Source organism: Streptomyces sp. ADI96-02 (assembly GCF_003846185.1).
GTDB lineage: Bacteria > Actinomycetota > Actinomycetes > Streptomycetales > Streptomycetaceae > Streptomyces.
Genome location: NZ_ML123034.1, coordinates 6,602,433 through 6,616,454, shown reverse-complemented (window position 1 = coordinate 6,616,454; position 14,022 = coordinate 6,602,433). Strand labels below are relative to the sequence as shown.

The 14,022-nt window shown below is 72.4% G+C and carries 4 protein-coding genes; all 4 read left to right on the top strand.

Annotation, left to right across the window (positions count from 1 at the left end):
* The first annotated feature begins 19 nt into the window (after positions 1-19).
* The 4 genes from EES43_RS28920 to EES43_RS28905 are packed head-to-tail and all read left to right on the top strand — an operon-like array spanning position 20 to position 13,953.
* Positions 20-9,421, top strand: a complete 9,402-nt coding sequence (locus EES43_RS28920) for a non-ribosomal peptide synthetase/type I polyketide synthase (RefSeq protein WP_124271508.1) — start codon at positions 20-22, stop codon at positions 9,419-9,421.
* A complete protein-coding gene (locus EES43_RS28915) occupies positions 9,411-11,093 on the top strand; it encodes a phytoene desaturase family protein (RefSeq protein WP_124271507.1) in 1,683 nt (560 codons plus the stop codon). The genes EES43_RS28920 and EES43_RS28915 overlap by 11 nt, the downstream gene beginning before the upstream one ends.
* On the top strand, positions 11,090-12,901 hold the full coding sequence (locus EES43_RS28910; RefSeq protein ID WP_241192568.1) for a phytoene desaturase family protein: 1,812 nt from the start codon (positions 11,090-11,092) through the stop codon (positions 12,899-12,901). The genes EES43_RS28915 and EES43_RS28910 overlap by 4 nt, the downstream gene beginning before the upstream one ends.
* Entirely contained in the window at positions 12,898-13,953 is a 1,056-nt protein-coding gene (locus EES43_RS28905) for an MDR family NADP-dependent oxidoreductase (RefSeq protein ID WP_124271506.1), read from the top strand. The genes EES43_RS28910 and EES43_RS28905 overlap by 4 nt, the downstream gene beginning before the upstream one ends.
* Positions 13,954-14,022 lie beyond the last annotated feature (69 nt).

Below are 14,022 nucleotides of genomic sequence, written 5' to 3'. Positions count from 1 at the left end.
ACGACTTGAGGAGCTTGCCATGGGCGACGCGAACAACCGCGCGTTACGGAACAAGGTGGCGATCGTCGGCATGGGCTGCCGCCTGCCCGGCGGCGCCTCGGACCACCGGACGTTCTGGCAGAACCTGGTCGAGGGCAAGGACTGCATCGTCCCCACGCCGCCCGACCGGTACGACATCGCGACGCTCGCCAGCCGCCACCGTGACAAGCCCGGACGCCTCGTCGGCGGTCGCGGCGGATACATCGACGGATTCGACGAGTTCGACCCCGCGTTCTTCGGCATCAGCCCGCGCGAGGCCGACCACATGGATCCGCAGCAGCGCAAGCTGCTCGAAGTCGCCTGGGAGGCGCTGGAGGACGGCGGCCAGCGGCCCGCCGACCTCGCCGGGAGCAACGTCGGCGTCTACGTCGGCGCGTTCACCCTGGACTACAAGATCCTCCAGTTCGCGGACCTGGACTTCACCACGCTGGCCGCGCACACCGCGACCGGAACCATGATGACCATGGTGTCGAACCGGATCTCGTACTGCTTCGACTTCCGCGGCCCGAGCCTGTCCGTCGACACCGCGTGCAGTTCCTCGCTCGTGGCCGTACACCTGGCGTGCCAGGCCCTGAACAACGGCGAGAGCGACCTCGCGCTGGCCGGCGGCACCCTGCTGCACATGGCCCCGCAGTACACCATCGCCGAGACGAAGGGCGGCTTCCTGTCGCCCCAGGGCCGTTCCCGCACCTTCGACGCCGCCGCCGACGGCTACGTACGGGCGGAGGGCGTGGGCCTGGTCGCGCTGAAGCGGCTGGACGACGCCGTCCGCGACGGCGACCGGATCCACGCGGTCATCCTCGGCAGCGGCGTCAACCAGGACGGCCACACCAACGGCATCACCGTGCCCAACCCCGACGCGCAGGTCGACCTCATCCGGCGGGTGTGCGCGGAGGCGGGCATCACGCCCGGCGCGCTCCAGTACATGGAGGCGCACGGTACGTCGACGCCGGTCGGCGACCCGATCGAAGCCCTCGCGCTGGCCCGCGCCCTGGCCGAAGGACGCGAGCCCGGCGCTCGCGCGTACGTCGGCTCGGTGAAGACCAACATCGGCCACACCGAGTCCGCCGCCGGGATCGCCGGGCTGATCAAGACCGTGCTCAGCCTCAAGCACCGCGTCATCCCGCCCCACATCAACCTGGAGAACCTGAACCCCGCCATCGACCCGGCGGCGCTCCCGTACGAGATCCCCACCCGGCCCACCCCGTGGCCCGACCACGAGGGCCCGGCCCGCGCCGGTGTGAACTCCTTCGGCTTCGGCGGCACCAACGCGCACGTCGTCCTGGAGGAGGCCCCGCCGCATACGCCGAAAGCCCCGGCGGCGCCCGCCTCCGAGCGCGGCTGGAGCATCCTGCCGCTGAGCGCGCGGGATCCGGACGCCCTGTCCGGCCTGGCCGCCGGAATCCGCCGTGAACTGGCCGACGACGCGAACCCCGTGGCGCTGCCCGACCTCGGCCACACCCTGGCGCACCGCCGCCAGCACCTGCCGTCCCGGCTGTCCGTCGTCTACTCCTCGCGGGCCGGTCTGGACGAGGCGCTGGCCGCCTTCGGGCGCGGCGAGTCGCACCCGCGGGTCCTGGCCGACCAGCGACGCGAAGCGGACCGCAGGCGGCTGGTGTGGGTCTTCACCGGCATGGGTCCCCAGTGGTGGGGCATGGGCCGCCAGCTCATGGCCCAGGAGCCGGTCTTCCGAGAAGCCGTGGCCCGCTGCGACCGGGCTCTGCGGGAGTTCGCCGACTGGTCCCTGATCGAGGAGATGTCCGCCGACGAGGACGCCTCGCGCATGGGCGAGACCTGGCTCGCGCAGCCCGCGAACTTCGCCCTCCAGGTCGGGCTGGCCGCTCTGTGGCGTGCCTACGGGGTCCGGCCGGACGCCGTGGTCGGGCACAGCACCGGGGAGATCGCGGCGTTCCACGAGGCGGGCGTGTACACGCTCCGGGACGCGGCCAGAATCGTGGTGCACCGCAGCCGGCTCCAGCAGTCCCTGGCCGGGACCGGCACCATGCTCGCGGTGAGCCTGTCGCAGGACGAGGCCGAGCGCCGGGTGCGCCCCTACCGCGACCGGGTCTCCGTCGCCGCCGTCAACAGCCCCACCGCCATCACGCTGGCCGGGGACGAGGAGGCGCTGCGCCTGCTGGCCGAGGAGCTGCGCGCGGAGCAGCTGTTCGCCAGGTTCCTCACCGTCGAAGTGCCGTACCACAGCGTCGGCATGGAGCGGATCAAGGACGAACTCCTCACTGAGCTGGCCCCGTTGGAGCCCCGTCCGGCGCAGGTGCCGCTCTACCTCACGGGCGACGAGGGCGTGGCGCGGGGCGATGAGCTGGACGCCGCGTACTGGTGGAAGAACGTCCGCGACCGGGTGCGGTTCCGGTCGGCCGTCGACCGGCTGGCCGGCGACGGGCACCAGGTGTTCCTGGAGATCGGCCCGCATCCGGTGCTCGGCCACGCGATCCGCGAATGCCTCGACGCCGGCGGAGCCTCCGGGCTGACGCTGCCCTCGATCCGCCGCCAGGAGGACGAGAGCGAGCGCTTCGCCGCCTCCCTCGCCTCCCTGCACAACCTCGGCGTCGACATCGACTGGGACGTGCTCCAGCCCGTCGGCCGGCCGGTCACGCTCCCCCGCTACCCCTTCCGGCGCGACCGGCACTGGACCGAGCCGAAGCCCGTCGCCCAGGTCCGGCTCGGGCACACCGACCACCCGCTCCTCGGCCGCCGCACCGACCACACCCAGCCCACCTGGCAGGCCCGGCTCGACACCGAGGCGCTGCCCTACCTCGCCGACCACCGCATCCAGGACACCGTCGTCTTCCCGGCCGCCGGCTACCTGGAGATGGCCGCGCAGGCCGTACGGCGGCTGACCGGCGGAACCACCGCCGTGCTCGCGGACGTCGAACTGCGCAAGGCGCTGTTCCTGCCGGACGGCGAGGACCGGACCGTGCAGGTCTCGCTCTCCCTGGAGAGCGCCGCCTTCACCGTCGCCTCGGCCTCCGGCGACGACGGCGAGCGGACCGTGCACGCGAGCGGCGTCGTGCGCACCGGACAGCGCCGCGGCGGCGGCCCGCCGCTCGACGCGGAGGCGATCCGCACCCGTACCGTCCGGCACCTGGACGGCCCGGAGTGCTACGCGGCGCTGGCCGGCCTCGGCTACCACTACGGGCCCGCCTTCCAGGCCGTCGAGGAGGTCTGGGTCGGTCCCGGAGAAGTCCTCGCCCGGATCCGGCCGCCCCTGGCGATCGGCGACGGCGCCGCCGGTCACCACCTCCACCCCGTCCTCCTCGACGCCTGCTTCCAGGCCCTGCTGACTCCGCAGATCCTCCACGGCGCGGCGCCGGACGCCGGGATCCGGCTGCCGCTGTCCCTGGACGAGGTGGCCCTGGACCCGATCGGCGACCAGCCGTTCTGGGCGCACGCCACCTTGTCGGCCGCCGACGCCGACACGACGCTGGGGAACATCGCCCTGTACGCCGACGGCGGCGAGCCGCTGGGCCGGATCAACGGATTCCGGGCCGCCGACATCGCCAAGGCGGCGACGTCGGTCGCCCGGACGACGATCGACTCCTGGCTCGCGGAACCGGTCTGGACGCCCTGCCTCCAGGGGCCCGCCGAGGAAGGAACCGGTCCCGCCGCGACAGCCGCCCGTGAGCACGGCTGGCTGCTCCTCGCCGACCGCGAGGGAGTCGCTGACGCCTTCGCCACACTCGCCGCGGCCCGGGGCGAGCGCTGCCGCCTGGTGCGCCGGGGCGAGGGCTACACCGCTTCCGGCGACGGCGGCTCCTTCACCGTGGGCCCGGCCTCCGACGCCGACCTGGAGCGCCTGTTCGCCGATCTGGACGGCGGCGGCACGCCGTTCGGCGGCCCGGTGCTGCACCTGTGGAACCTCGACCGGCCCGCCCTCGCCGCCTGCGACCGGCAGAGCATCGCCGACCACACGGGGGCGGGCGGCTACTCGCTGATCGCCCTCGCGAGGATCCTGCTCGCCCGGGGTGTCGGCGGCAGCCTGCACATCGTCACCCGCGGGGCGCAGCCCGTCCTGGCCGACGAGGCGGTCGAACCGCTCGGAGCTCCGGCCTGGGGGATCGGGCGCGTCCTGCGGCACCAGGAGCTCATCGACCATCCGGGCAAGCTCATCGACCTCGATCCGCGGCGCGGACCGGGGCCGCTGGACGTGATGGCCGAGGCCGAAGCCCTGCTGCGCGAGGCGCTGACCGACGACGAGGAGGAGATCGCCCTGCGCCCGGACGGCCGCCGCACCAGCCGGCTGCGTCCCGCGGACGCCCTGACCCGGCCGCTGCCGCTGCGGTTGCGGCCCGACGGGAGCTATCTGGTGACCGGCGCGTTCGGCGCGCTGGGCCGGCTGCTGTGCCGCACGCTGGTACGCCGGGGGGCCCGCAGGCTCATTCTGGTGGGGCGCACGCCGGTACCCGCCCGCGAGAAGTGGGCGGGCGTCGATCCCGCGACCGCGGAGGGCCGGGCGGTGGGACTGCTGCGGGAGCTGGAGGCCCTCGGCGCGCAGACCGTCCTCGCTCCGCTGGACATCACCGACGAGGACGCCCTGACGAGCTGGCTCGACGCCTACCGGCGCACCGGGCCGCCGCCCGTGCGCGGGGTCTTCCACCTCGCCGGCCAGGTCCGCGACACCCTGGTCACCGATCTGGACCGGTCCACCTTCGACGCGGTGCACGATCCGAAGACCGTCGGCGCGTACCTCCTGCACCGGCACCTGATGGACGAACCCCTCGAACACTTCGTGCTGTTCGCCTCGATCGCCTCGCTGCTGACGACCGCGGGCCAGACCAACTACGCGGCGGGCAACGCCTTCCTGGACGCCCTCGCCCACCACCGGCGGGCCCGCGGCCTGCCGGCGCTGAGTCTGGACTGGGGCCCGTGGGCCACCGGAATGATCGAGGAGCTGGGGCTCGTCGACCACTACCTGCACAGCCGCGGCATGAGCTCGCTCGCACCGGAGGCCGGCATGTCGGTCCTGGAGCGCGTCATCGGCCAGGAGCACGCGCAGCTGGTCGTCGCCACCGTCGTCGACTGGCCGGTGTTCCTCGCCTGGTACCCGGCCCCGCCGCCGCTCGTCGGCGAACTGGCGGCGTCCGCCGCCCCGCCGGCGGACAGCGCGTCGGGCAACGGGTTCCTCGACTCCTTCCGGGCCGCGGACGAGGAGGAGCGCCGCTCGCTCGTCGGCGAACGGTTCGCCGCGATCGCCGCCGGGGTGCTGCGCACCGGCCCGGACCGCATCGACTCCGCCACGGGCCTGGGCGAGCTGGGCCTGGACTCGCTGCTCGCCATGGAGCTGCGGGCCCGCATCCACGCCGAGCTGGGCGTCGCCCTGCCGGTGGTGGCGCTGCTCAGCGGCACCCCGGCCGGCGAGCTGGCGGCGCAGCTGCACGACGGCCTGGCCGAGCTGGCCTCGGCCGAGGACACCGGACCGTCCCGCGCGGTGGAACTGCACCAGGACGATCGGCGCTACCCGCTGACGCAGAACCAGAAGGCGCTCTGGTTCCTGAAGCACCTCAACCCGGACGGCTACGCGTACAACATCGGCGGGGCCGTCGAGGTGAACGTCGCGCTGGAGCCGGACCTGATGTTCGAGGCCGTCCGGCACCTCGTCGCACGGCACCCGGCGCTGCGCACGAACTTCCTGCTGGAGGACGGGCAGGCCGTGCAGCGGGTCCACGCGGACGCCGAGGCCGACGTCTCGCTCTTCGACGTCCAGGGCCAGGAGTGGGACGCGATCCACGAGACGATCGTGGCGGAGTACCGGCGGCCCTACGATCTCGCCGCCGACCCGCTGGTCCGCTTCCGCCTCTTCAAGAGGGGCCCGGACCGCTGGATCATCATGAAGGCCGTCCACCACATCGTCTCCGACGCCATCTCCACGTTCACGTTCATCGACGAGCTGTTCTCGGTGTACGAGGCGCTGCGGCACGGCCGCACGCCGGAGCTGCCGCCGCTGGAGGCCCGCTACCTGGACTTCCTCAACCAGCAGAACACGTTCCTGGCCGGTCCCGGAGCCGCGGGGATGCTCGACTACTGGCGCTCGCACCTGCCGGCCGAGGTCCCGCTGCTCGATCTCCCGGTGGACAAGCCGCGTCCCGCCGTCCAGACCCACAACGGGGCCTCGGAGTTCTTCGCGCTCGACGCCGAACTGAGCGCCCGGGTGCACGCGCTGGCCCGCGCCCACCAGGTCACGCCGTTCATGGTGCTGCTGAGCGCGTACTACCTGCTGCTGCACCGCTACTCCGGGCAGGACCACATCGTGGTCGGCAGTCCGGTGACCGGCCGCACCCGGCAGGACTTCGCGTCCGTCTACGGCTACTTCGTCAACCCGCTGCCGCTCCACGCGGACCTCACGGGCGATCCGACGGTCGCCGAGCTGCTGGAACAGGTGCGCCGGACCGTCCTGGGCGGCCTGGACAACCAGGAGTACCCGTTCGTCCTGCTCGTCGAGGAGCTGGGCCTCCAGCACGACCCCAGCCGCTCGGCCGTGTTCCAGGCGATGTTCATCCTCCTCACCCACAAGGTGGCGACCGAGCAGTACGGCTTCCGGCTGGAGTACATCGAACTCCCTGAGGAGGAGGGACAGTTCGACATCACCCTGTCCGCGTACGAGGACGAGGCGGAGGGCCGTTTCCACTGCGTGTTCAAGTACAACACCGACCTCTTCCTCCCGCAGACCATGCGGCGCATGGCCGCCCACTACACCCGGCTCCTGGACCGGATGACGCGGGCGCCGGGCGAGGCGGCCACCTCGCGTCTGGAGATGCTCGACGGGCGTGAACGGGAACGGCTCGTCGGCGAGTGGAGCCGTCCCGCGCTGCCCATAGCACCCGCCCCGGCGACGACCGGCGTCGACGAGCCGTTCACCCCGGTCCACGCGCTGATCGGCCGGGTCGCCGCGGAACGGCCCGCGGCGGTCGCCGTCACCATGCCGTCCGCGAAGGGCACGCACCGGCTGACCTACGCGGAGCTGGAGCGGCGCGCCACCCGCGCGGCCGGCCGGCTGCGCGCCCTGGGGGTCGGCAGCGGCTCCGTCGTCGTGGTGTGCCTGGACAAGTCGCCCGAGCTGGTCGTCACCCTGCTCGCCGTGCTCAAGGCGGGCGGCGCGTACCTGCCGGTCCGGCCCGACCAGCCCGCCGACCGGCTCGCCCACCTGGTGCGTACGACGGGCGCGGCACTGGTCGTGGTCGCCGACGGGCTGGCGCGGGAGGCGTCGGACCCGGCGGTCGCCGCGGTGGGCCTGGCCGAGCTGTACGGGGCCGGGGACGACGCGCGAGCCGCGGCCGGCGTTCCCCCGGAGGCCGTCGACCCGGACGCGCCCGCCTACGTCATCACCACCTCGGGTTCGACGGGCCGGCCCAAGGCGGTCCGCGTCAGCCACCGCAACATCGCCTCCGCGTACGCGGCCTGGCGCCAGGAGTACCGACTGGAGACGGACGTCCGGGTCCACCTCCAGATGGCCGACCCCTCCTTCGACGTCTTCACCGGCGACCTGGTCCGCGCGCTCTGCTCCGGCGGCAATCTGGTGCTGGCCGACCGCGATCTCCTCTTCGACACCCCGCGCCTGTACCGGACGATGCGTCAGGAGCGGGTCGACTGCGCGGAGTTCGTCCCGGCGGTGGTGCGCGGCGTGATGGACCACTGCGTACGGGAGGGCCTGCGGCTGGACTTCCTGCGGCTGCTGGTGGTCGGCTCGGACGCCTGGAGCGTGGGCGAGTTCCGGCGGCTGGGCGAGCTGTGCGGCCCGGCCACCCGGCTCGTCAACTCCTACGGTCTCACCGAGGCGACCATCGACAGCGCCTTCTTCGAGGGCCCCGTCGACGACCTGGAAGCCGGTCTGATGGTGCCGATCGGGCGGCCTCTGCCCAACAGCACGCTCCACGTCCTGGACGCCCACGGCGAGCCCGTCCCGCCGGGCGTGCCCGGCGAACTGTGGATCGGCGGCGACGGGGTAGCGCTCGGTTACGCGGGCGACGAGGAGCAGACCGGGGCCCGCTTCGTCACCCGCACCCTGAGCCGGGAGCCGGACGCCGGGCCCGAACGGCTCTACCGCACGGGCGACATCGCCCGCTGGGACGCGTACGGCCGGGTGCACCTGCTGGGCCGGACCGACGGTCAGGTCAAGCTGCGCGGCCACCGCATCGAGATCGGCGAGATCGAGGCGCATCTCGCGCAGTGGTCCCCGCTCGCCCGCGCCGTGGTGACCGTCCGCACGGACACCGGCGGGGAGCCGGCGCTCTGCGCCTACTGCGTACCGGCGCCCGGCGCGGCGCTGGACCGGCGGGCCCTGCGACGCCACCTGGCGCGCTCGCTGCCCTCGTACATGATCCCGTCCTACGTCGTCGAGCTGCCCGCGCTGCCGCTCACCGCCAACGGCAAGGTGGACACCGCGGCGCTCCCCGCGCCTCGCGCCGAGACCGGCGAGCAGCCCCACGAGGAGCCCGTCACCGTGTACGAGGTCAGCCTCGCGCGGCACTGGATGAACGTCCTCGGGCTCGAACAGGTGGGTCTGGAGGACGACTTCTTCGAGGTCGGCGGCAGTTCGATCAAGCTCATCGAACTTCTCCACCACCTGCGGACCGAGTTCGGGGTCGGTGTCCCAGTCAGCCGCCTCTACCAGGTCACCACCCTGCACGGCATGGCCGCCACGGTGGCGGACGTCCTGCACAGCACCACCACCGACGAACTGCCCTTCCTGACCTTCAACGCGGGCCAGTCCCCGCCGCTCTTCTGCTTCCCGCCCGCCGGCGGGCACGGACTCGTCTACCGCGGGCTCGCGGAGCGGCTGCCCGAGTACGAGGTCATCGGGTTCAACTACCTCTCCGGCGACGACAAGGTGACCCGCTACGCCGACCTGGTCGCCGCCGCCCAGCCGGAGGGCCCCTGCCTGCTGCTGGGCTACTCGCTCGGCGGCAACCTCGCCTTCGAGACGGCGAAGGAGCTGGAGAGGCGCGGACGCCACGTCGGCCATGTGGTGGTCCTGGACTCCCGGCGCATCCTGCGGGCCTACACACCGGACGAGGAGGGCATCGCCGCCTTCGAGGCCGAACTCTCCGACCATCTGCGCAAGCACACCGGTTCCGAGGCCGTCACCCGCGAGACGCTCGCGCACGCCGCGGAGTACCTCGCCTTCTGCGGGCGCACGCCCAACACCGGGACGGTGGCGGCGGCGGTCAGCGTCATCACCGACCAGGAGAAGGCCGCGCTGTACGCCGCCGGGGAGCACGGCACCTGGCACGGCAGCTCCACCGGCGCGAACGCCGTACTGCGCGGCTCCGGAGTCCACGCCGACATGCTCGACGCCAAGCACCTGCGCCGCAACGCGGACCTGGTGCGCGCCGTGCTGAGGGGAGAGGCGGCGACCCATGGCGCCTGACGACGGGACGGACTGGACCGACCGGGAGCGCGCCCCGGGCACAGCGCCGCGCGTCATCGTCATCGGCGCGGGCGTGGCCGGCCTCTCCACCGGCTGCTACGCGCAGATGAGCGGCGCCAGGACCCGGATCTTCGAGAAACACGTGCTGCCCGGCGGGTGCTGCACCGCCTGGTCCCGCGACGGCTACCTCTTCGACTACTGCATCGAGTGGCTGATCGGCACCGCGCCGGGCAACGACGCGCACCAGGTGTGGAGCGAGCTGGGAGCGCTGGACGGGAAGACGGTCACCAACTTCGAGCTGTTCAACAAGGTCGAGGACGAGAACGGCCGTTCGGTGACCTTCTACAACGAGCCGGACCGGCTGGAGTCGCACCTGCTGGAGGTCTCGCCCGCCGACGCTCCGCTGATCCGCGCCTTCACCCGGGATCTGAGGCGGTTCATCGACATCGACCTGTACCCCTTCCTCACCGCGCCCGCGCTGCGGACCGTGCGGGAGCGGGCGGCGACGCTGCGCACGGTCCTGCCCGCCTTCCGGCTCTTCTGGCGGACGGCCGCGACGCCGATGCACGTGTTCGCCGACAAGTTCCAGGACCCGCTGCTGCGGCGGGCCTTCCGCAACATCTTCTTCCAGGACCCGGAGGGCTTCCCGCTCCTGCCGTACCTGTTCAACATGGCCGCCGCCCACCACGGCAACGCCGGTTTCCCGCAGGGCGGCTCGCTGGGCCTGGCCCGCTCGATCGAGGACCGCTACCGCAGTCTGGGGGGCACCGTCACCTACCGGGCCCGCACCGAGCGGGTCCTGGTCGAGAACGGGCGGGCGATCGGCGTCCAGCTCCGCAACGGCAGGCGGTACTACGCCGAGCACGTCGTCTCGGCGTGCGACGGCCACACCACCGTCTACGGGCTGCTGGGCGGCCGGTACACCGGGCCCCGGATCGACAAGCTGTACACCGATCTCCTCCAGCGGCCGGGCACCCTGTTCCCCGCGGTCGTCTCCGCCTTCGTCGGCCTGCGCGGCGAGTTCGACCCGGCGGAGGCCCACAGCACCACCCACCTGCTGACCGAGCAGGACGCGGCCCAGCTCCCCGGCGCCCTGCAGAACAGCCTGGTCGTGCAGGCGCGCTCGCGCTACTCCGACGGGTTCGCTCCGCCGGGCCGCTCCGTCCTGCACTGCACCTACTTCAGCGACTTCGCGTACTGGAAGGACCTGCGCACGGCGGACCGCAAGGAGTACCGCCGGCGCAAACGCCAGGTCGACGACTTCGTCCGCGACTTCCTGGAGCGCCGCGCCCCGGGGATCGCCGACCGGATCGAGCTGGTGGACGTGGCCTCGCCCGCGACGACCCACCGCTACACGGGCAACCTCAACGGTTCCATCCTCGCCTGGAAGGCGTTCTCCGACGCGGACGACGTCGCGGCCCGGATCGTCGGCAAGGACCGGATGCGGCTGCCCGGCCTGAGCGGCTTCTCCATGGCCGGCCAGTGGGTCGGCATGGGCGGTCTGATCCGCGCCGCGTCCACCGGCCGGTTCGCCACCCAGTACCTCTGCGAGGAGCTGGGCCTGGAGTTCCGGGCCTGGGAGAGCAAGGGCGCCGAGCCCTGGCACCCCGGCAGGCTGGGGCGCCTGCCCCAGCTCGACCGGTGGTCGGCACAGGAGGGTGACGGCTCATGAGCGAGACGAAGCACAGCCGACGGCGCGGCGGGCGGCCACCCCGGGAAAGCATGATCATCATCGGGGCGGGCCTCGGCGGCCTGTCCACCGGCTGCTATGCGCAGATGAACGGCTACCGCACCCGCATCCTGGAGATGCACGAACTGCCCGGCGGCTGCTGCACGGCCTGGGACCGGGGCGGTTTCACGCTGGACGCCTGCGTCAGCTGGCTCCTGGGCAGCGGCCCCGGCAACGAGATGCACCAGATCTGGCTGGAGCTGGGCGCCCTGCAGGGCAAGGAGATCCGCCATTTCGACGTGTTCAACATCGTGCGCGGCGAGGACGGCCGGGCCGTCCACTTCTACTCCGATCCCGACCGCCTCCAGGCCCACCTCACCGAGCTCTCCCCCGCCGACGCCCGGCTCGTGGCCAAGTTCTGCGCGCAGTTGCGCAGCTTCCGCAAGGCGCTGGCGGTCTACCCGTTCCTCAAACCGGTCGGCCTGATGGGCCGCGTGGAGCGCTGGCGGATGCTCGCCTCGTTCCTGCCGTACTTCAACGCCGTCCGCACCACGATCACCGTCCTGATGAGCGACTACTCGGCGAAGTTCCAGGACCCGCTGCTGCGCCAGGCGTTCAACTTCATCCTCTACGAGAAGCATCCCGCCTTCCCCGTGCTCCCCTTCCACTTCCAGCTCGCCTCGCACGCGAACCTCTCCGCGGGCGTCCCCGAGGGCGGCTCGCTCGGTCTGGCCGAGTCGATCGAGCGCCGCTACCGCCGGCTCGGCGGCGAGGTCACGTACAACACGAAGGTCGAGACGGTGATCGTCGAGGACGGCCGGGCGGCGGGCGTGCGGCTCAGCGACGGGAGCGAACTGCGCGCCGACATCGTGGTGTCGGCCTGCGACGGCTACACGACGACCATGAAGTTCCTGGAGGGCAAGTACCTGGGCGAGGAGTACGAGCGGCTCTACACGAAGACCATCCACGAACCCGGCATGGTCTTCCCCGGGTACTTCACGCTCTTCCTCGGCCTCTCCCGTCCCTTTCCCGAGGGCGACCCGTGCACGACGTACCTGCTCGACGAGGCGACGGCGGCGCAGCTCACCGGCATCCGCCACCCGAGCATCAACGTCCAGTTCCGCAGCCGGCACTACCCCGAACTCTCGCCGGACGGCACCACCGTCGTCTACGCCACCTACTTCTGCGACATCGCGCCCTGGCGGGCCCTGGACGAGGGCCCCGAGCAGGTCACCCGCAGCCGCGGCGGCCAGAAGCTGCACACGCTGCCCGTACGGCACGGCCGCGGCTACTACGCGGCGAAACGGCGAGCCCGCGAGACGCTGGTGGACTTCCTGGAGCAGCGTTTCCCCGGCATCCGGGACGCGATCGTCGTCCGCGACGTCTCCAGCCCGCTCACCCAGGTCCGCTACACCGGCAACTACGACGGGACCGTCCTCGGCTGGCAGCCGTTCGTGGAGAGCGGCGAGACGCTGGAGGAACTGGTCAAGAAGCACGGGCCCGGACTGCCTGGGCTGCGCGACTTCTACCTGTCCGGGGTGTGGGCCACCACGGGCGGGCTGATCCGGGCGGCTGCCGCCGGACGCCATGTCATGCAGTTCGTCTGCCGGGACGACGGCCGGGACTTCACCGCGTCCGTCGACACCACCGCACCACCGCCGACGCATCGCGTCATCCCGGTTCCGGTGCGGCCCGAGCCGTCCGGGCCGGTCGACCGGTGGACCGCCGCCGCGCGGACCGAGAAGGCCGAGACGACTGGAACGACCGAGACCGAGACCGAGAAGACAGAGGAGAGCGAGGAGATCTCATGAGGATCGAGAAATGGGTGGTCCGCGAGCACGTCGAGGGCGTACCGGACGTGGACCGCGTCTACGAGAAGGTCGTCGAGGACGTCGAGGTGCGTCTGGCGCCCGACGAGATGCTGCTGCGCACGCTGTACGTCTCCGTCGACCCCTACCTCCAGGGCATCGCCCTGGACACCCCGATCGGCGGGCACATGGGCGCCGACACGATCATGGAGGTGGTGGAGGCCGGTCCCCGCGCCGCCCACCGCGTCGGCGACCTGGTGCAGGGCTTCGGGGGCTGGCGGTCGCACGTGGTCTCCACCGGAGTGCCGGAGCCCTGGCAGACCGGCACGTTCCCGATGGTGTTCCCCGCCTACCGCCGCCTCGATCCGTCCTGGTACGACGACGCCCTGCCGCTGCCCACGGCGCTGAGCGTGATGGGCGGTCCCGGGATGACCGCCTGGGGCACGCTCACCAAGGTGATGACGGTCCGCCCCGGCGACACCTTCGTCGTCAGCGGCGCCTCGGGCGCGGTGGGCGCGCTCGTGGGCCAGCTGGCGGCGCTCGCGGGGGCCCGGGTGATCGGTACGACCTCCTCCCCGCAGAAGGCGGACTACCTCACCCGCCTGGGCTTCGAGACGGTCATCGACTACCGGCACACGGACAGCGCCGACACCGTCCGCGAAGCGCTCGCGGCGGCGGCGCCCGACGGCGTCGACCGCTACTTCGACAACCTCGGCGGCACGGTCACCGACGCGGTCTTCTCCCTGCTCGCCGTCGACAGCCAGGTGGCGGTGTGCTGGCAGTGGGCGACGCAGGTCGGCAACGACACCGTGGGCCCGCGGCTGCTGCCCTATCTCATGTTCCCGCGCACGACCGTGCGGGGGATCTTCTCGCTGGAGTGGTTCACCGAGCAGAACTGGAAGGACCTCCACAGCGAACTGGGCGGCCAGGTGCGGCGCGGCGAGGTCGTCTGCGACCACACGCTCCACCACGGTTTCGACAGCATTCCCGCCGCCTACGCCAGCCTGTACCAGGACCGGGGAAGCGACCGCGGCAAGGTGCTCGTCGCCCTGTGACGCCGGGTTCCGCGCCCGCACGGCCCGCTCGCCCGTCCTTTCGCCAGGTCCCTCCCGTCCTTCCGTCCT

Excerpts from the sequence above, each read along its gene's own strand:
- EES43_RS28905 (WP_124271506.1), top strand. The coding sequence starts at position 12,898 with ATGAGGATCGAGAAATGGGTGGTCCGCGAGCACGTCGAGGGCGTACCG.
- EES43_RS28920 (WP_124271508.1), top strand. The coding sequence starts at position 20 with ATGGGCGACGCGAACAACCGCGCGTTACGGAACAAGGTGGCGATCGTC.
- EES43_RS28910 (WP_241192568.1), top strand. The coding sequence starts at position 11,090 with ATGAGCGAGACGAAGCACAGCCGACGGCGCGGCGGGCGGCCACCCCGG.
- EES43_RS28915 (WP_124271507.1), top strand. The coding sequence starts at position 9,411 with ATGGCGCCTGACGACGGGACGGACTGGACCGACCGGGAGCGCGCCCCG.